Source organism: Cohaesibacter haloalkalitolerans (assembly GCF_003574655.1).
Classification (GTDB): Bacteria; Pseudomonadota; Alphaproteobacteria; order Rhizobiales; family Cohaesibacteraceae; genus Cohaesibacter; species Cohaesibacter haloalkalitolerans.
This window is the reverse complement of the sequence record NZ_QNUM01000002.1, coordinates 47,754-66,737: the sequence shown is the minus strand read 5'-3', so window position 1 is coordinate 66,737 and position 18,984 is coordinate 47,754. Positions and strand designations below refer to the sequence as shown.

The 18,984-nt window shown below is 58.8% G+C and carries 17 protein-coding genes; 7 read left to right on the top strand and 10 right to left on the bottom strand.

The window, feature by feature from the left end; genetic code table 11:
- Positions 1–118: 118 nt before the first annotated feature.
- Entirely contained in the window at positions 119–424 is a 306-nt protein-coding gene (locus DSL70_RS04190) for a hypothetical protein (protein ID WP_119306673.1), read from the bottom strand.
- A gap of 223 nt (positions 425–647) precedes the next feature.
- Complete coding sequence (locus tag DSL70_RS04185; protein WP_119306672.1) at positions 648–1,895, bottom strand: class I SAM-dependent RNA methyltransferase; 1,248 nt, start codon at positions 1,893–1,895, stop codon at positions 648–650.
- A gap of 32 nt (positions 1,896–1,927) precedes the next feature.
- Here DSL70_RS04185 and DSL70_RS04180 point away from each other — a divergent pair, with 32 nt between their 5' ends.
- Positions 1,928–2,269, top strand: a complete 342-nt coding sequence (locus DSL70_RS04180; protein WP_162916340.1) for a hypothetical protein — start codon at positions 1,928–1,930, stop codon at positions 2,267–2,269.
- A 35-nt stretch (positions 2,270–2,304) separates the two neighbouring features.
- The gene (locus DSL70_RS04175) at positions 2,305–3,300 is read left to right on the top strand and encodes a FecR domain-containing protein (protein ID WP_162916339.1); all 996 of its coding nucleotides are present in this window, start codon (positions 2,305–2,307) and stop codon (positions 3,298–3,300) included.
- Positions 3,301–3,403: 103 nt separating this feature from the next.
- Here DSL70_RS04175 and purD read toward each other — a convergent pair whose 3' ends face one another.
- Positions 3,404–4,696 (bottom strand): phosphoribosylamine--glycine ligase, encoded by a 1,293-nt coding sequence (gene purD, locus DSL70_RS04170; protein ID WP_119307253.1) that lies wholly within the window; start codon positions 4,694–4,696, stop codon positions 3,404–3,406.
- A gap of 417 nt (positions 4,697–5,113) precedes the next feature.
- Between purD and ubiA the strand changes: the two genes are divergently transcribed.
- Positions 5,114–6,067, top strand: coding sequence for a 4-hydroxybenzoate octaprenyltransferase (gene ubiA / locus DSL70_RS04165; protein ID WP_119307252.1), 954 nt, complete (start codon positions 5,114–5,116; stop codon positions 6,065–6,067).
- Positions 6,068–6,115: 48 nt separating this feature from the next.
- On the opposite strand, the gene DSL70_RS04160 is transcribed toward ubiA, so the two are convergent.
- The 4 genes from DSL70_RS04160 to DSL70_RS04145 form a co-directional block, all read right to left on the bottom strand.
- Positions 6,116–6,871 (bottom strand): TlyA family RNA methyltransferase, encoded by a 756-nt coding sequence (locus DSL70_RS04160; protein ID WP_119306669.1) that lies wholly within the window; start codon positions 6,869–6,871, stop codon positions 6,116–6,118.
- A gap of 99 nt (positions 6,872–6,970) precedes the next feature.
- Complete coding sequence (locus DSL70_RS04155; protein WP_119306668.1) at positions 6,971–7,624, bottom strand: SCO family protein; 654 nt, start codon at positions 7,622–7,624, stop codon at positions 6,971–6,973.
- A 211-nt stretch (positions 7,625–7,835) separates the two neighbouring features.
- Complete coding sequence (locus DSL70_RS04150) at positions 7,836–8,468, bottom strand: LysE family translocator (protein ID WP_119306667.1); 633 nt, start codon at positions 8,466–8,468, stop codon at positions 7,836–7,838.
- 226 nt (positions 8,469–8,694) lie between these two features.
- The gene (locus DSL70_RS04145; protein ID WP_119306666.1) at positions 8,695–9,123 is read right to left on the bottom strand and encodes a VOC family protein; all 429 of its coding nucleotides are present in this window, start codon (positions 9,121–9,123) and stop codon (positions 8,695–8,697) included.
- A 269-nt stretch (positions 9,124–9,392) separates the two neighbouring features.
- On the opposite strand from DSL70_RS04145, the gene DSL70_RS04140 reads away from it, so the two are divergent.
- The 4 genes from DSL70_RS04140 (at position 9,393) to poxB (ending at position 15,963) form a co-directional block, all read left to right on the top strand.
- Positions 9,393–10,517 (top strand): dienelactone hydrolase family protein, encoded by a 1,125-nt coding sequence (locus DSL70_RS04140; protein WP_119307251.1) that lies wholly within the window; start codon positions 9,393–9,395, stop codon positions 10,515–10,517.
- A 198-nt stretch (positions 10,518–10,715) separates the two neighbouring features.
- Positions 10,716–11,375, top strand: coding sequence for a hypothetical protein (locus tag DSL70_RS04135; protein ID WP_119306665.1), 660 nt, complete (start codon positions 10,716–10,718; stop codon positions 11,373–11,375).
- Between the two features lie 362 nt (positions 11,376–11,737).
- The gene (gene dxs, locus DSL70_RS04130) at positions 11,738–13,657 is read left to right on the top strand and encodes a 1-deoxy-D-xylulose-5-phosphate synthase (RefSeq protein WP_119307250.1); all 1,920 of its coding nucleotides are present in this window, start codon (positions 11,738–11,740) and stop codon (positions 13,655–13,657) included.
- Positions 13,658–14,238: 581 nt separating this feature from the next.
- Entirely contained in the window at positions 14,239–15,963 is a 1,725-nt protein-coding gene (gene poxB, locus DSL70_RS04125; RefSeq protein WP_119306664.1) for a ubiquinone-dependent pyruvate dehydrogenase, read from the top strand.
- Between the two features lie 98 nt (positions 15,964–16,061).
- On the opposite strand, the gene DSL70_RS04120 is transcribed toward poxB, so the two are convergent.
- The 3 genes from DSL70_RS04120 to DSL70_RS04110 all read right to left on the bottom strand — a co-directional run bounded on the left by DSL70_RS04120 (position 16,062) and on the right by DSL70_RS04110 (position 18,853).
- Positions 16,062–16,781: an LrgB family protein gene (locus DSL70_RS04120; RefSeq protein ID WP_119306663.1), complete on the bottom strand. Its 720-nt coding sequence runs from the start codon at positions 16,779–16,781 to the stop codon at positions 16,062–16,064.
- 14 nt (positions 16,782–16,795) lie between these two features.
- Positions 16,796–17,155, bottom strand: a complete 360-nt coding sequence (locus DSL70_RS04115; RefSeq protein ID WP_119306662.1) for a CidA/LrgA family protein — start codon at positions 17,153–17,155, stop codon at positions 16,796–16,798.
- Positions 17,156–17,800: 645 nt separating this feature from the next.
- The gene (locus tag DSL70_RS04110) at positions 17,801–18,853 is read right to left on the bottom strand and encodes a M42 family metallopeptidase (RefSeq protein ID WP_119306661.1); all 1,053 of its coding nucleotides are present in this window, start codon (positions 18,851–18,853) and stop codon (positions 17,801–17,803) included.
- Between the last annotated feature and the right edge of the window lie 131 nt (positions 18,854–18,984).

Genomic DNA, 18,984 nt, shown 5'->3' with positions numbered 1-18,984 from the left:
CAATCCGCAGATGAAAGCATGGGGAGGACGCCGGGACAAAAGCGGGTAACCGGGAATTGGGGAAGGATGAGGGAGAGATGTCAACGGAGCAGCCTTAGTCGGGCCTGCTTTGATCCGGTCAGGGCTTGATATGTCTGGTGCCAAAGCGCAAACGGGATTCCAGAGGCTGAGTGGTCTTGAGAACCCGTACCATCTTGGCCTTGCTGCGGGTTTCGAACCAGCGCATCTGCTTGTCAATCAGGGCAGACCGGCGGCGAACACCGCGCACGAGAGCCCGGCCGCGTCTGCTATAGGCAATCAGCAGGAAGGTGGCAAAGGTCATCAGCACAGCGCCGATCGGCACGGGTGTCCAGACGGAAGCCAGCCCGACGACAAACAGCATGATAGCGAAGGCGATGATCACCCATCGCTTTATGTGGACCATCTGGCGGTGCCCTTTCCGAGCTTGAGCTGATGCACACCCAAAACTTGTCATTTTATGCAATATCTAGTCAGCTTCGTGGCAAGATCAAGTCGAGCCTGACGAAATGCAGCGGAATAGGACGGCCCGTGGCGTATTTTTCCAATGGAATCAAACGCTCCACCCCGGCAGAACCAGAGTGGAGCGCAAAAGCTGTTGAGATCGGCTGTCTGCCGCCCGGATGAGGTCAGCGGGTGAGCGTCGCCACGCACTCGACATGCGGGGAATAGAGAAACTGGTCAACCGGCGTGACTGAGGCAATCTTGTAGCCTCCATCGACCAGAATGCGCAGATCACGCGCCAGCGTGCCGGGATTGCAGGAAACCGCGACGACTACCGGAATGTGGGTCTTGGCGATTTCCTCGCACTGTGCCTTGGCGCCGGCCCGAGGTGGGTCGAACACCAGCGCATCAAATTTCTTCATCTCGGCGGCCAGCAAGGGGCGGCGGAAAAGATCGCGCCGTTCCATCTTGATGCCCTTGAGCTGATTGCCAAAGCGCCAGGCCTTCTCCAGCGACTTGATCGCAGCGTCCTCGCTCTCCAGAGCCCAGACCTGAGCCTTTTTGGCAAGCCTGAGGGCAAAGGTGCCGGAGCCGCAGAACAGGTCGATGACCCGCTTGGCGTCGCCAATGCTGTCAACCACCATCTTGGCCATGGCCAGCTCGGCGCTTTCCTCGGCCTGCACAAAGGCGCCCGGTGGTGGGCTGACTTCGGCTCCGCCCATGGAAAGGAGTGGCGGACGGCGCTCGAGCAGGATGTCGCCATTGGCCGTGAGCCGCGCCAGATCCAGCGTTTCGGCCATCTCGACGGCCTTGAGATAATCCTGCCCGTTGCGCATGTCCTTGACATCATCAAGGCTGAGGTCGACCCCGGAGCTGGTGGCAAGCATGGTGATGCGGGCTTCGTTCTTCTTGGTCACGAACAGCGGCAGGAAATCGGCCAACCGGGGCAACAACGCATTGAGGGCAGGGACCAGCAGCGGGCAGCGATCCACATCGACAACCCGGTTGGAACGTGCCTCATGATAGCCGAACAACAGCCGCCGCCCGATAAGCCGGGCGGTTAGCACGGCTCGGCGCCGTCCTCCCGGCTTTGTCGATATCAATGGATTGATGGGCACATCATCGAACCCGCGTGAAGCCAGTGCATCGCGCACCAGTGACGCCTTCCATGCACCATAAAGGTCGGCATCCATATGCTGCATGGAGCAGCCGCCACAGGTCATGAACAGCGGACAGATCGGATCGGCCCGTTGCGGAGAGGCCGTGATGACATCTTCCAGATCGCCTCGTTCACCCATGGGAGTGACCCGAACGCGCTCCCCTGCAAGGGCATAGGGAACGTAAAGGCTGCCGCCGCTGTGGTAGGCGATCCCGTCTCCTTTGCCGCCAAGTTCGTCTATCGTGATTTCAACAGGATCTGTCACCTTGCTCATGGTCCTCCAGAGGGTCCGCGTTCCGGCGTCACATGGCCAGTGACTCAGGTGGGAACGCCTTTGTATCCTATGAAACTATAGGATTCGTGCAGCTTTGTCGTATTGAGAATTTCATTCAGGTGAAAGGATCGCGCATGCCTGCTGTTGAGCTTTCCACAGCGCAAATCAGGAAGCCCCAGGGAAGGAACCTGCGGGAGGAACAAAATCTCGATTTAAGAGATATGATTATTATTTATGCAAATGAATATTTGAACAATCTTTACCAAAAGCGCAGAGTCTGGCCGCTGTTTAAAGATCCTTCACCGATTGGGCCTATTGATACTCCTGTCATGGTTAGTTCTGCCAAATTTGGATCGCGAGCGGGGTGGGGGTGATCCGGAACATGGCGCGGACAATAAGGGGACCCACCTTGAAAACTCTGTTCGCAATTTGTGTTGCGCTTTTCCTGTCTCTTGGCGCGGTTGTCCAGGCGCAGGAAACCAGCAATCCCGTATCTGATGTCAGTCCTGTGTCTGATGTCTGGAAAGTTCTGCAATTGAGTGGCGTTGCCCATGTTGAGGCGACGGGAGCCGAGCCTGTGGCGGTTGAGAGCGGGCAGATTCTGCTTGCCGGCCAAACGCTGAAGACAGGTCCACGCACCCGATTGATGCTGTCAAACGGCAAACAGCATATCCAGGTCAGCTCGAACACGACGCTCAGCCTGCCTCCCGAAGAGGAAACAAAGCCCGACATGACGATTGTCCGTCAGACGCGGGGCACAATCACGCTGTCGATAGACAAGCAGAAGAGCCAGCATTTCAAGGTGCAAACACCTTATCTGGTTGCCGTTGTCAAAGGCACCGAATTTACCGTTTCCATCGACGATGAATGGGCCAAGGTGCGCGTGCACGAAGGCGTCGTTGAGGTGAAGAACCAGGTGGAGGATGAAGCTTTTGACGTGAAGGCCGGGGAAGCTGTGACCATGAATGTGGCGAGCCTCTCCTCCGGTCTGGCTTCTGGCAGGGATCTGTTTTCAGGGCACGGATTGTTCATGGGCGGCAACAACGGGACAAAAGCCGGTAGTGCACGATTGACCTTCAGTGCGCGTGGCGAAGACAGTCCCGAAGAAATCGAAACAGTCAGACACAGGCAGGAACGAGAGCGCTGGCGAGCCAGCCCGATTGGCCGGGTCGGATTAACAATTACCGACGGTCTGGCGATTGTCATCGGCTATCTGGGAGAGATCATCAACACAGCCATCGGCTGGGTCACGGGCCTCATTGTTGTCGCCCTATCGCCGTTTATCGATCTGAATGCGCAATTTGCCGGCATCAACTATTGGGTTCGCGTCGCGCTCGTGGGTGTTGTCGTCGGATTGATCCTCGGGCTGGGGTCTCTGTGTCTGGTATTCTTCCGCCGCCGCTAGAATTCAAGGGCAGCGCAAAAGCATCAAAAAACCCGCCTCGATCGGATCGCGGCGGGTTTTGCTATCGGTATGAGCCAATGCGCATTGACGCTTGGGCTGGATGTCAGGCTTTCTGTTCGCGGGCCACGGCCCGCCAGCCGATATCACGGCGGCAGAAGCCGTTGTCCCAGCGCACGGCATCAACCGCCTTGTAGGCAAGGCTCTGGGCTTCCGTCACGGTCTTGCCGCGGGCGCAGACATTGAGGACTCGGCCGCCGGTCGCCAGCAGTTTGCCGTCTTTCTCGGCCGTACCAGCATGGAAAACCGTGACGCCTTCGATGGCTTCGGCGGCGGAGAGATCCTCGATCACGGTGCCCTTCTCATAGGAGCCGGGGTAACCCTTGGAGGCGAGCACCACATTCATCACCACATCGTTGGACCATTTGGCATCGACGCCGTCCAGCTCGCCCTTGGCCGCAGCAAGCAGCAGTTCGAGCAGGTCGCTTTCAAGGCGCATCATCAGGGTCTGGCACTCCGGATCACCGAAGCGGACGTTGTATTCGATCAGCTCCGGCCCCTTGTCGGTGATCATCAGGCCGACGAACAGGATGCCGGTGAAGGGCGCACCGCGGCTGGCCATGCCGTTGATGGTCGGACGAACAATTTTCTCCATGACCTCTTCCGTGAGGGCATCGGTCATCACCGGAGCCGGGCTGTAGGCGCCCATGCCGCCGGTGTTCGGGCCGGTGTCGCCTTCGCCAACCGGCTTGTGATCCTGTGCCGAAGCTAGATGCAGAGCGGTCTTGCCATCGCATAACGCAAACAGGCTGGCTTCCTCACCCTGCAGGAAAGCTTCGATCACGACTTCCGCTCCGGCATCGCCAAACGCGCCGTCGAAGCATTCCCTGATGGCGGCTTCCGCCTCGGCGTCGCTCATGGCCACGGTCACGCCCTTGCCAGCGGCAAGGCCATCGGCCTTGACAACGATCGGGGCCGGATGATCCTTGAGATAGGCGAGCGCCGAAGGGCAATCACCAAAGCGCGCATAGGCTGCTGTCGGGATGTCGAATTCGGCACACAGATCCTTGGTGTAGCCCTTGGAGCCTTCAAGCTGGGCGGCCTCTTTCGTGGGGCCGAAGGTCAGGATGCCCGCGCCCGTGAGGCTGTCGACCAGACCATCCACCAATGGTGCTTCCGGGCCGACGATCACGAAGTCGATGGCCTTGTCCTTGCAGAAGGCGATGACCGCATCGTGATCGCTCTCGCTGATGTCGGCCTTTTGCGCCAGTGTCAGGATCCCGGCGTTGCCAGGGGCCACATAGAGCGCACCAAGACGGGGGGATGTCTTGAGACGGTAGGCCAGCGCATGCTCGCGCCCGCCAGAGCCGATGAGAAGGACATTGAGGCGATCGGTCATCAGGGCCACCTTTTGGTAGAGAGCCTGTGATACGGCTCTGGAAAACACGGAATGGGACAGATGCACGTCTGCTACCCTTCGGCCGCCGCAAAATCAAGCCCACAAGGCGATTGTTGCCCAAAAAGCCATGCTGAAATGCCGAAATGGCAACGCCTCACGCAATTTTGTCCGTATATGTTGGTTGCCATTGCCCATCACACCCCTACATAATGCAGACAGGAGCGGAGTAAAGCAGGGCCCGGATGGCGTCTGGCGGCCAAATGCAAATTGTAATTAGTATAGATAATACAAAAGGATACTGTTGCAGGACAAATCAATACAATTTGAGGTGTTGACCTTGCTGCACGCTTGGGGCAAAGCTCACAACATAGATTGGACTACCCTTCTGGCTTACTTTTCACGACCAAGGACATTGCAATGAAAGATCAGGCGACACTGGGAGAGGGGCGCGTTGCGGATGCCGTGCGCGGCCATTGGGCGGATACGCTTCTGCCTGCCTGGTTCCGGCCCTATGCCCGCCTGTCCCGGCTGGAGCGCCCGATTGGCTGGTGGCTGCTGCTGTGGCCATGTCTGTGGTCGATGACGCTGGCGGTTTCCACTGCTGGCCCCGGGAGCATTCCCTCGGTCGAGCAGATCCTCTATTACGGCGCTGCCTTCTGGCTAGGAGCTGTCGCCATGCGCGGGGCAGGCTGCACCTATAATGATCTGGTTGACCAGAATATCGATGAAAAGGTCGAGCGCACACGCTCCCGGCCACTGCCGAGCCATCAGGTTTCCCGCCGCAATGCATGGGGCTGGCTCATCGCCCAGCTGCTCATCGGTCTTTTTGTTCTGTTGCAGTTCAACAGCTACACGATCTGGCTTGGCTTTGCCTCGCTCAGTGTCGTCGCCATCTATCCCTTCATGAAGCGGATCACTCACTGGCCGCAGCTGGTGCTCGGGCTTGCCTTCTCGTGGGGGGCACTGGTCGGCTGGACGGCGATCACCGGCCAGCTGGCGCTTGCTCCGGTGATGATGTATCTGGGCGCCATCGTCTGGACCATCGGCTACGACACCATCTATGCCCATCAGGACAAGGAAGATGATGTCATGATCGGGGTCAAGTCTACCGCACTGCTGTTCGCCGAGAACACCCGCGAATGGCTGATCCTCTTCTATGCGGTCATGGTGCTGTGCATGGTCCTCTGTTTTGCCACTGCCGGTGTTTCGTGGCCAGCCTTTGTCGGCCTCGCCATTGCCGCTGCCCATATGGGCTGGCAGATCTGGACACTCGACATCGGCAACGCAGGCCAGTGTCTTACGCTCTTCCGCTCGAACACCCAGATCGGCTGGATCATTTTCGCCGGACTGTTGGTCAGCATCTGGGCATAAGACCAGCACGAAGGCCATTCCGCCAGCCAAACGAATCCGAGGAGTGTCTCAGTGCGTCTTGACCGCTCCGAGCAGATATTCCTTGTTGCCATCCCCGCCGAGAATGGGCGAGGGGATGAGATCCCGAACGGTCCAGCCTGCCGTGGCTTCATCCTCGTTGCCATCAAGCCAGTTGGCGATGGCCTGTGCTGCCCGTTCGCCTTCGGCCGCATCCCGCACCAACCCGCCCTTGCCGATTCCGTCCTTGCCCACTTCGAACTGTGGCTTGACCAGCAGCACTGCAAAGCTGCCTCCCTCGGCCATGGCAAGGGCCGCTGGCAGGGCCAGCTTGAGCGAAATGAAGGAAACATCGCTGACCAGAGCGCTAAACGGCACCGGCACATGGCTCCTGTCCAGATGCCGGGCATTCACGCCTTCCAGCGAATGAAGGGACGGATTGGTCAGCAGACTCGGATGCATCTGGTCGTGGCCGACATCGATGCCAAAGACCTCGCTCGCTCCGCGTTCCAGCAGCACCTGACAGAAGCCCCCTGTTGATGCGCCTATGTCGACGGCGACCCGTCCCACCGGGTCAAAACCGAAATGGTCAAGGCCGCCAATCAGTTTGAGGGCCGCCCGCGAAACATAGCCCGCCGCCGGATCGGTGATGGCAAGCGTCGCTTCTGGCCCAACCATCTGGCTTGCCTTGGCCGCAGGCTGGCCATCCACCAGCGCAAAGCCGCGCTTGATCACATCCCGTGCCCGCGCCCGGCTGGCGCACAGGCCGCGCTCTACCAGTGCCTGATCAAGGCGCAGTTTGGCCATGGCGTTTGTCCTCGCATCCTCTTTCAATGATGGTTCGTCAATAGAGCGCAGAGGCGAGCAAATCAAGGGGGCTTGCCGGGATGCCAGTGCTATCCAGTGCTATCCGGTGCTATCCAGTGCTATCCAGTGCTGTTGGGCACTGGCAATCAGGTTGCGCAGCTTCTTGACGGCACTGTCATGATCCTCGCCATAGGAGATGGTGCCAGAGAATTCGCCACCCTTTTTCATCAGAAATACCGACGCGGTGTGATCCATGACATAGTCGCCATCGTCGCTTTCATCTTCCACCTTCTTGGCATAGACCTTGTAAGCGCTGATCACGGCATCGGTCTGCTCGCGGGTGCCCCTGAGGCCGATGAGCTGGTCAAAGAAGGCGTTGACATAGTCTCCCATGGCTTCCTGCGTGTCACGCTCTGGGTCGACCGTGATGAAGACGAAATTCATCTTCCTGGCGTCATCGCCCAACTCCTCCACCCACAGAGTCATTTCGCTAAGGGTCGTCGGGCAGACGTCCGGGCAGAAGGTATAGCCGAAATAGATCGCCATGGGCTTGTCGGCAAAGTCGGCATAGGTGACCGGTTTGCCGGTGTGATCGGTGAGAGAGAAATCGCCGCCGATCTGCACCGCGGTCTGGCCCTGTTGGGTCTTCTGTACCATCAGCTCGTTGCTGTACCAGGAAAAGATCAGAAACCCCAGTCCGATGGCGACGACAAGTGTGAGGAGCCAGGAGACAAGGCGGAAGAGTGCTTTCATGGGGCTTTCCTGAAGCTGGGTGAACGAAAGGCCGACAGGCTGTCGAAGAGCCTTCAGTTTTCACAGCCGCGCTAACAAGTCAACCGGGCGAAACTGCACATGAGGCTTAAGAATGAAATACGCCTCAGCAATTGGCTTGCATCATCCGTCTCGTGGCGCATGCATGCGGCCAAGGGCATGAAAACCCCAGATCGTATCGAAAGGCCAGCCGTCAGCGGTGGGTGAGGGCCAGTTTGATGCCGAAAACCAGCAGCAACAGCCCGGTTGCGCCATTGAGGCTGCGCGCCACAAGCGGACGGCTGAGAAAGCGGCGGGCCTTGTGGACCATAAGCGCCAGACCACCCTGCCAGATCATCCCCAGCAAGAAATGGATTGCCGCCACCATCAGCGACTGCCAGAGCGCCGATTGGGTCGGGTCGATGAACTGCGGCAGGAACATCATGTAGAAGAGAATCGGCTTGGGATTGAGCACATTGGACAGGATGCCCTCACGATAGGCGGTGAGCAGAGACACCGAGCGGGCACCTTCCTGCGCAATCACCAGCCCATGACCACGCCATGCTGCCAGAAGAGACTGGCTGGCCAGATAGATGATGAACAGGGCCCCTGCGAATTTGAGCACCATGAACAGATAGGCCGACTGCAGGAGGATCACCGATAGTCCGAGCGCCGAAATCGTTGCATGGACAAACAGCCCCGAACAGATGCCAAAGCTGGTGGTAAAGCCATCGGCAAAGCCGCCCCGTGCCGCATTGCGCAGTACCAGCACCGAATCCATTCCCGGGGCCATTGTCAGCGCTGTGAGAGCAAGGATGATGGCCAGAAAGGGAAAATGCTCGAACATGACGGGCCTCGCGAAAGGATGGGAAGACCAAGGAGAGGGAACAGGATGACCGGCCCCGTGGCATGGAAAAGCCGCAGAAAGGCAGATAGAAGCCTGAAACCTACGACGGAGTGGCTGAGCGCCGGAGACAGATGATAGGACCGGACGGGCAGCACGGCAACCGGCTATTGTCGCAAGCGCGCCGTTCTGCCCGGCCTTTGGCAAAAGGGCAACAAAGCCCTGCCTGTCACCCCTCGAACTGTTCGTGCGCGCCCCAGAACATGGCCTCGATCTTGTTGCCGTCTAGATCCCTTACGAAGCAACCGTAATACTGGTCGCCGTAATCGGGCCGTGGGCCGGGTTCGCCATCCGGTGTTGCGCCCAGTTCCAGCGCCTTGTCCCAAAAGGCATGAACAGCCTCCTTGCTGAGAGCAAGAAAGGCGAAATGCGCTCCGTTGCCAACGGTTGCGGTCTGTCGGTCATGCGGTGTCTGCACCCAGAATTCCGGATGGGTCTTGCCAAAGGCAATCGCTCCTACCTCGCCGGGTACGTCAACCTCCATGATGACCTTCGCACCGATCGTGGGCAGCAGGGCCTTGTAGAAATCGCGGGCCTTTGGGAAGTCGTTGGTGCCGATCGAAACATGCGCCATGATGATGGGTGGTTCGCTGGTCATTGATAACTCCGAAGCAATAAATGTTCATGAAATGTTCTTTTCTGAGGATGATCCTTCTGGCCCCGCGCGTCAATCGGGATTTTTGCCTATGCGGCAAGAAGGCCGCGGAAACTGCGATGGTGCACGGCATGGGAAAATGGTGGATCGGTGCGTAGCCGGTTGTATTTTCTAGCAAAGTGCGCTTCAGTTCGAAGTCGGCAAGCCGCAGCGGACTTCGACTTTTTGTTGCGGCCTATCACGGCACGAAAGGCAATGTCAGGGAGGAACCGATGACGACGCCGGATCATCAGCCAGATAAAAGTGAGGACGGGCCTGTCGCGATCTCCAGCAGCAATCTGCCGGACTTCTATCCGGAGCTGAAGCAGAAGCTCACCTTTCCTCTTGCCTTCACCTCGTGCGATCCGGAGCAATGGCGACGAAAGACGCGCGCAACAGCCGCTGACCTGATGCTCCCTGATGGGGCTGCAGGGTTGCCGGGCGGAACGGCCTCTGATGTGCCCTTTGCACCTGCGCTGCATGACAGCGTCGACCGGGGGGACTTTCTGGCCCAACGTGTTGCCTTCAACGTGACTGCGGAAAGCCGGATCACGGCTCTGGTGCTGGTGCCGAAGGGCGAGGGGCCTTTCCCCGCCGCCTTGCTGCTGCATGACCACGGGTCCCGCTTTGACATCGGCAAGGAAAAAGGCATTCGCCCGTGGTATGACGACGCTCGCCTTGCGGCCTCCCACGACTGGTCGGATCGCTATTTCTCCGGCCTCTTTCCCGGTGAAGAGCTGGCGCGCCGCGGCTATGTGGTTGTGGCGATCGATGCACTCGGCTGGGGAGACCGCATCGGCAACGGCTATGAGGCGCAACAGGCCTTGGCCTGTAATCTGTTCAATCTCGGCAGTTCGCTGGCCGGGCTGGTCGCGGCAGAGGATATCCGGTCCGCCCGATTTGTCAGGATGCTGCCTAAGGTGGATCCCGACCGGCTGGTCGCGGTGGGCTTCAGTTTCGGGGCCTTTCGCGCCTGGCAACTGGCGGCCTTGTCCGATGATGTCAAGGCAGCGGTTGCGGTGTGCTGGATGGCGACGATCAACGGTCTGATGGTGCCGGGCAACAACCAGTTGCGTGGCCAGTCGGCGTGGTACATGACCCATCCCGGCCTTGCCAAATGCCTTGACTATCCCGATGTCGCAGCGCTCGCCGCCCCCAAGCCGCTCTACTTCATGTCGGGCGAAGACGACCCGCTGTTTCCACGGCAGGCCGTACAGCAGGCCTATGAGCGGATGCAACGGGTCTGGTCGGCCTTCGGCAAGTCCGAGAATCTGCGCACCGAGCTTTGGCCCGGCGGTCATGGTTTTACCCGTGACCGCCAGCAGGCCGCCTTCGATTGGCTTGCCGGTTGCTTCTGAAGGCGAAATCTCTTGTGGACATGCCGAAGGCTGTTGCAAAAAGGCGTCAAGAATTTGCTATCTAATCAATTTGTGTCTTTCCTTCAAAGCCTTAGGTGAAGAGGGATAGACCTTCCATACTCGGAAGCCAAGCGGTGCGACGTCAGGATTGCCGGGGTTACTTCAAAGTAGAAAAGTGACGAGACGGCAAGGGCTTCCATGGCGGCAGATGAATCGAATCTTCAATCCAGTGCGGGTATGCCCGCTCTGGTCAGCAAGGAACTGCAGGAGGCGCTTGATCTGGCCACGGCCCGCGTATTGTTAGACCCGATCAGCAGTATCTACCGCCATGATCTGATAGAAGTTCACGAGAGGATCGGTGACTGGCACGCCGAGGCGGGAGCCGATCACGCCGCTCTTGCCGCCTTTGAACAGGCGCTCGGGAGTTGTCGAAAGCTGTTGGACTTGCATAAGGATCAGACTGGCCCGCAGCTGAGGCTGAGTGACTTGCAGGTCAGGATCGGCGACTTTCGAAAAGCCTTGGGTGACGAGGCTGCGGCCATGGTGGCCTATGGCGAGGCGGTGTCCATTCGCGAGCGCATGCTCTCCTTCTTCCCCGAGAGCCAGAGGTTGAGACGGGATCTGGCCATCGCCCAGTGGCGCTTGGCGGAGGTGGATACAAGGAACCGCAAGCGACTTATGGCCAGTGCCAACACTATCTTGCTGTCACAACAGAAGGAGGGTGTTCTCACCGATGGCGACCGCTGGATGGTCGATGCCATCAAGCGGCAACTTGACAGTACCTCGGCAGCCAACTGTCCTAACCCGGCACCGGCCTCAACCGGCCTCTGGCTGAAGCTGAAATCGCTGTTCAGCTGACCGTTGCGACGGCCTGTCGGGGGCTCGGATTACGGTTGTTGCGGCTTTTCACCAGTCTTGGCCAGATGTGACCAATTGGCGATGATTCCCGTCCTTGCCCTATACCCATTTTCCCTATAGACATGGGGAGTCAGTGCTGTATTTTTCGGCTTTTTGTCACGCGCACGAGACGCTGAGAACATCAGGTTTGCCAATAGCCTGTAAGTTCTGGTCTCAAATTGCCACATATATGGTAGACTGCGTAGACAGAATAGCAAAACCGGCGGCTTCATCACGCCTTATTTGAGGCGTTTGATGGCACAAAAGGAAAACCAGGGGCGCGCGCTCCAGCACCGCGCGTCAAAGAATAACAGGTGACGGAATTGTCAAAGACCCCCACACTCGACAGCGTCAAGTCCATTGAAGACATTCGTTCCATGGACATGGCGCAGCTCAAGGCGCTTGCTCAGGACCTTCGGACCGAGACGATTGATGCCGTGTCCGTGACCGGGGGGCATCTGGGGGCCGGTTTGGGCGTTGTTGAACTGACCGTCGCGCTGCATCATGTTTTCAATACGCCGCATGATCGCCTGATCTGGGATGTGGGACACCAGTCCTATCCGCACAAGATTCTGACCGGTCGTCGGGATCGTATCCGCAGCTTGCGTCAGCCCGGTGGGCTCAGTGGCTTTACCAAGCGCTCCGAGAGCGAGTTCGATCCCTTTGGCACCGGCCATAGCTCCACCTCCATTTCTGCCGGGCTCGGCATGCAGATGGCGTCAGAGCTCAACGGTGTTGATCGCAACGTCATCGCAGTCATCGGCGATGGTGCCATGAGTGCGGGCATGGCCTATGAAGCCATGAACAACGCCGGGGCGCTCGACAGCCGCCTCATCGTGATCCTCAACGACAACGACATGTCGATTGCACCGCCGACCGGTGCCATGAGCGCCTATCTGGCTCGCCTCATCTCCGGCAAGACCTTCCTGTCCTTGCGTGACGCCGCCAAGCAGCTGGCCCATCAGTTGCCGCGTTTCTTCAAGGAAAAGGCCGCCAAGGCAGAAGAATTCGCCCGCTCCTTCGTGACCGGCGGAACGCTGTTCGAGGAACTGGGCTTCTATTATGTCGGCCCCATCGACGGCCATAATCTGGAGCATCTGCTGCCGATCCTGCGCAATGTGCGCGACACAGACAAGGGGCCCATTCTGGTGCATGTGGTCACCCAGAAGGGCAAGGGCTATGCCCCGGCCGAGCATGCCAGTGACAAGTATCACGGCGTGTCCAGGTTCGATGTCGTCACCGGTGCCCAGCTCAAGCCGCCGAGCAATGCACCAAGCTACACACGCATTTTCGGGGAGAGCCTTGCCAAGGAAGGCGCCAAGGACAAGGCGGTTGTTGCTGTGACCGCAGCCATGCCATCCGGCACCGGCATTGATATCTTCGAGAAGCAGTTCCCGGACCGCACCTTCGATGTCGGCATTGCCGAGCAGCATGCCGTGACTTTTGCCGCCGGACTTGCCTGTGAGGGGCTCAAGCCCTTCTGTGCCCTTTATTCCACTTTCCTGCAGCGCGCCTATGATCAGGTGGTGCATGATGTGGCCATCCAGAATTTGCCGGTGCGCTTCCCCATCGACCGGGCAGGGTTCGTCGGTGCCGATGGTCCGACTCACGCCGGAGCTTATGATATCGGCTTCCTTGCTGCCTTGCCGAACATGGTTGTGATGGCCGCCAGTGACGAGGCTGAGCTGGTGCATATGGTCGCCACGGCCCGCGCCTATGATGATGGCCCGATTGCTTTCCGCTATCCGCGCGGCGAAGGCGTTGGCGTTGAAATCCCGGAGGAAGGCGTGCCGCTTGAAATCGGTAAGGGCCGCATCGTCAAGGAAGGCAGCAAGGTTGCCATCCTGTCGCTCGGCACACGCCTTGCCGAGAGCCTCAATGCAGCCGAACGGCTTGAAGGCTATGGGCTCAGTACAACGGTTGCCGATGCGCGCTTCGCCAAGCCGCTGGACCGCGAGATGATCCTGAAGCTTGCCGGTACCCATGACATGCTCATCACTATCGAGGAAGGTGCCGTCGGCGGCTTCGGCTCGCAGGTGCTGCATATGCTGGCCGCCGAGGGGGCGCTTGACGGTACGCTCAAGATCCGCTCCCTGACGATGGAAGATCACTACACCAGCCACAACAAGCCCGACGTCATGTACAAGGAAAATGGTCTTGACGCTGACGGGATCATTCGTGCCGTCTTCGAAGCGCTGGGCAAGGATCTCAACGCCGCCATCGAAGCGGGTGAGATCGCCTGATTGGTCGAGCATCAGAGGACAAGCGCCACCACGCCCTCAATTCCTTCCCCGTTTCGGCAAAGCATCTTGCGCACGCCACCTGATCAAAGCCATCCGGTGCGGACTACCTGCTCCGGACTACCTGCTCCGGACTGGCGGCTTTTGCGGCCTTGTTGCTCATGGATGCAAATATGCATCTCATGTTCATCAAGGTATGCGCTGAGAGCATGTCCGCGTTCATCGATTGCCTGTTGTCGAATGGCTCCGGCAGGCCGATATCAAATGGTACAGGTCGGACCCTTTCCGATCGCCGCCCGCCATACTCAAAACAGCCTCTGACGCGCGACAGGAGAAGGATCCTCGCACTGCAATGCATCTGTTCCGAAAGGTTGCCCTTTTTCGGGACAAATACCGTATTCGTGCGTTGACCTCGAGCGCAGCTGATCTTTGCTGATCACGAAGCGCTCAGTTGAGCAATTTGACTTGTTTGGACATTGGCGGATGTCCGAGACCCGCAAGCATTCTCCGGATCGCATTGCAAGCCTCGCCCCATGATCGCCTTTGGCCAGATCAGTGACCATTGATGATATAGGGACTGTAACATGACCGAATCCATAGCCAATTTTGTGGCAAGAACCCTTGCCGAAGCCGGTATCAAACGCATCTGGGGGGTCACCGGTGACTCCCTCAACGGCATCAGCGACAGCCTGCACCGCCAGAAGAAAATTCGCTGGATGGGCACCCGTCACGAGGAGGCCGCAGCCTTTGCGGCCGGTGCCGAAGCCCAACTGACCGGTGAGCTCTCCGTCTGCGCGGGGTCATGTGGTCCCGGCAACCTGCATCTGATCAACGGCCTGTTCGACTGCCAGCGCAATCACGTGCCGGTGCTGGCCATCGCCGCCCATATTCCTTCCTCCGAAATCGGCTCGGGCTATTTTCAGGAAACCCACCCGCAGGAGCTGTTCAAGGAATGCAGTGTCTACTGCGAGCTGGTCAGTAACCCTGAACAGATGCCTTATGTGCTGGAACTGGCCATGCGCAACGCCATTCTGAAAAAGGGTGTCGCCGTGGTTGTTCTGCCCGGCGACGTGGCGCTGAAGCCAATGCCGGAAAACGTCGAGGTCCGCTGGTCGAAGCCTGCTCTGCCGGTTTCCCTGCCACCGGAAGAGGAATTGGACAAGCTGGCCGCCATCCTCAACAGTGCCAACCGACCGACGCTACTATGTGGTGCAGGCTGCGCCGGGGCCCACGACGAACTCATCAAACTGGCCGAAACCCTCAAGTCACCGATTGTCCACGCTCTGCGCGGCAAGGAACATGTTGAGTGGGACAACCCCTATGACGTCGGCATGACCGGCCTCATCGGCTTTTCTTCCGGCTATCACGCCATGGAAAATGCCGACACGCTGGTGATCCTTGGCTCCGGGTTCCCCTATCGTGCCTTCTATCCCGATAATGCCAAGATCGTACAGGTTGACATCAGCCCCGAAGCACTTGGCGCCCATACCCAGATCGATCTGGGCCTTGTCGGTCAGGTCAAGCCGACCCTTTCTGCCCTGCTGCCCAAGCTGAAGGTCAAGAGTGACGACAGTTTCCTCAAGGCTGCGGTCAAGCACTACCGCAAGGCGCGGGAAGGCCTCGACGACCTTGCCAAACCGAGCGGCAAGAACAGCGACATTCATCCGCAATATCTGGCCAGGGTCATCGGTGAAAAGGCATCCGACAATGCAATCTTCACAGCTGACGTTGGTACGCCGACTGTCTGGGCGGCCCGCTACCTTGAAATGAACGGCAAGCGCAACCTGATCGGCTCCTTCAACCACGGCTCCATGGCCAACGCCATGGTGCAGGCCATCGGCGCACAGGCTGCCTGCCCGGACCGTCAGGTGATCGCCCTTTGCGGCGACGGCGGCTTCTCTATGCTGATGGGCGACATTTTCACCATCCGGCAGCTCAACCTGCCGGTCAAGATGGTGGTCTTCCATAACCGCTCTCTGGGCTTTGTGGCCATGGAGATGAAGGCGGGCGGCTATATTTCCGACGACACGGACCTTAATGATCCCGATTTCGTCAAGATCGCCGAAGCCATTGGCATCGACGGTATGCGCGTGGAAGATGACGCCGATCTGCCGGCTAAGGTCGCCGAATTCCTCGCCAAGCCGGGGCCGGGCCTGCTCGACGTGATGGTTGCCAAACAGGAACTTGCCATGCCGCCGAAAATCAAGGTGGAACACGCCAAGGGCTTCAGCGTCTACATGATGCGGGCGATCCTGTCCGGTCGCGGTGAAGAGCTGGTGGAGCTGACCAAAACCAACTGGTTGCGCTGATATCCGGCTGAGCCGAGCCCATCAACGAGCGAATAAACAAAACCCCGACAGGTACATCTCCTGCCGGGTTTTTTTGATGAAAGGTCTTGCGGCGATTGTCAGAAGATCCAGTACCAGACGATGGGCAGGAGGATCGCTGTGGCCAACGCATTGAGCCCCATGGCGAGGCCGGAGAAGGCGCCCGCCTCTTCGTTCACCTGTAGCTTGCGTGCCGTGCCCAGGCCATGCGCTGCGGTGCCAATGGCAAGGCCGCGTGCGGCCCAGCTCTTGACGCGAACGATGTTGAGCACGGTCGGCCCGAGCGACGCACCCAGAATGCCCGTGATGATGACGAGCACGGCGGTCAGTGACGGAACCCCGCCCAGAGCCTCGGTGATGCCCATCGACACCGGCGTGGTCACGGACTTGGGGGCGAGCGACAGGAAGGATTGCTCTGAGCCACCAAGCGCCCAGGCGATCAGCACCGAGGACACCGCCGAGACGGCGGAGCCGGTCAGCAAGCTGATGGCAATCGCCAGCGCCGATTTGCGTACCTTCTCGAACTGCCGGTAGAGCGGAATGGCCAGCGCCACCGTTGCCGGACCAAGCAGGAAATGCAGGAAGTGCGCGCCCTGAAAATAGCGGTCGTAGGGCGTCCCGGTGATCAGCAGCACCGCGACCAGCAGAACAATGGCGATCAGCACCGGATTGACCAGCGGCTTCTTGCCGGACTTCTGGTAGAGGAACAGGCCGATCTGATAGGCGATCAGGGTCAGCGTGAGATAGAGCAGCGGACTGTCGCTGAGATGGTTCCAGAGCGCGTTGAGGGAGGAAGACATGGATTGCACGGCACCTATTCCTTGTATCCGCCAATGGACTTGTTGCGCGTCAGCCAGCTCATCAAAAGGCCGGTAACCGCGATGCACAGCAACGTGCTGATGACAAGCGAGACCGATATGGGCACGAACTCCCGCTGGATCAGCTCGGCATTCACCATGATGCCGACGCCAGCCGGGATGAACAGCAGTGACATGTGAGACAACAGGGATTCGCCAACGACCGACAATCCGTCAGGCACCGAGCCCTTGATCAGCAACCCGACGAACATCAGGGCCATGCCGATGACCGGGCCGGGTACGGGTAGGGCGAAGAAGGTAACCAGCGCTTCCCCGAACAGCTGGCAGAGCAATATGATTGTTAGATAGAAGAGCACTTGAGACTCTCTCCTCTTTCTTTTCTTGGCCCTTGGGCCATGCGGAAGGGTCTGGATTTGCCACTGGCAAACGCACCGGGGGCACGTTGCGGACCATGCGCTTGAGGCAGCAGAGCTTCTATTGAAACAGGCACCAGAGGCAGCAGGATATGGACAAAATGACGCATACCATGTTTCTTGCGGTGAGGGGAGCGCAAAATTGCCAATGAAGACCGTCAATAGTGCAAGGCTGTGATGCGTGTCATCCCGAAGCTTTCACCAGTCTGGCTACTGCGCCGGGAGCAGGTTCCAAGGACCTGCACGAGGACCAGACCACGCCTGACAACACATCGCCAATGGATCCTATCGCGCAGTTCTGATCCGGCCACGATTACGGCTGACCGAGGCGGCTTTTGAAGGGATTGAATCGGTTTGTTAAGCGCTTAATGCTGGTTAACAAATGCTTTAAGCGCCGGACTCTTTCTCTTAGCAACAGCGTCCAAGTGATTCAAAAGACTCGTAATAATCCGCTTTTAAAGTGGTTTCTGCGGCCACTTGGAAGCTGCTACATCTTGAAGTGAATTGGCAAATGAGCCCAAAGAAAAAGGGGAACCCAATGGCTCCCCCTTGTCGATTTCGGATCGGCAAAAGCAACTGATCGACGGATCAGTGCTTGCCGAGATAGGCGACCAGCAGGTCCTTGGCGGACTGGATGTCGGTCTTGTCGATCATCTCGCAGACAGTATGGATGTAGCGGGTGCCAACGCCAATGGCAGCTGCCTTGGTGCCGGACCCGGCCTGCTGTCCGGCTGCCCCGTCCTGACCGCCACGGGCCAGAATGAAACGCTGTACCGGAATATCCTTTTCAGCAGCCACAGCTTCCAGCTCTTCAACCAGATCGATGTCGGCGATGAAGGAGCCGTCCTTGATGTCGATGCCGACGCCCTTGCCCTGGGTGGTGATGGTGTCTTTTTCCGGGGTGCCCGGCGTGTCGCAGGACAGGGTGGTGTCAACGCCGATGACGACGTCTGGAGCAACGCCGAAGCTGGCGGTGCGAGCCCCGCGAAGGCCTACCTCTTCCTGCGCGGTGAAGGCGACGGTGATCTCGCAGTCATGGGCGACCTTGGCGTCAGCCAGCTCACGGATCACTTCGATGCCGAGCCAGCAGGCAATGCGGTTGTCGAGGGCCTTGGAGACGACCTTGTCACCCAGTTCGAGCAGCGGCTCGTCCATGACGACATAGTCGCCGATCTTGACCTTTTCCTTGGTGGCTTCGCCGAAGCCGAGGTCGATGATGAAGTCGGTGACTTCAGGAAGCTTCTTGCGTTCTTCCGGGGTCGAAATGTGCAGGCCCTTGCCGCCCGGGTTCATCACGCCCTTGAAGTCGCCGTTCTTGGTGCAGACCAGCACGCGGCGGGCGAACAGGGTGCGCGGGTCGAAACCGCCAACCGGGTCGATATTGATGAAGCCCTTGTCGGACACATTGCTGACGAGAAAGCCGATTTCGTCCATGTGGCAGAGCAGCAGGATCCGTTCAGGCACTGCGCCTTCTTCCTGCTCGGTGGTCGGAAACCGGGTGCAGACGAGCGAGCCCATGGCGTCGGTATAGATTTCGTCAAAGAGGCCTTCGGCTTCTTTTTCAATCAGGGCGCGGATGCGATGCTCGCGGCCCGGAACGCCGGGGGTTTCGCAAAGGCGGCGGAGAAGATCAATGTTCATCTTGTTCTCTCTATGGAAATTTGCAATCAGACACTCTATATCAGAGGTAACGTAAAAAGACAGTGCCAGGCAACGATTCGTAGCCGCTTGTTTAAGGGCTTTCCCCTAGGTGCTGTCATACGAATCCAATT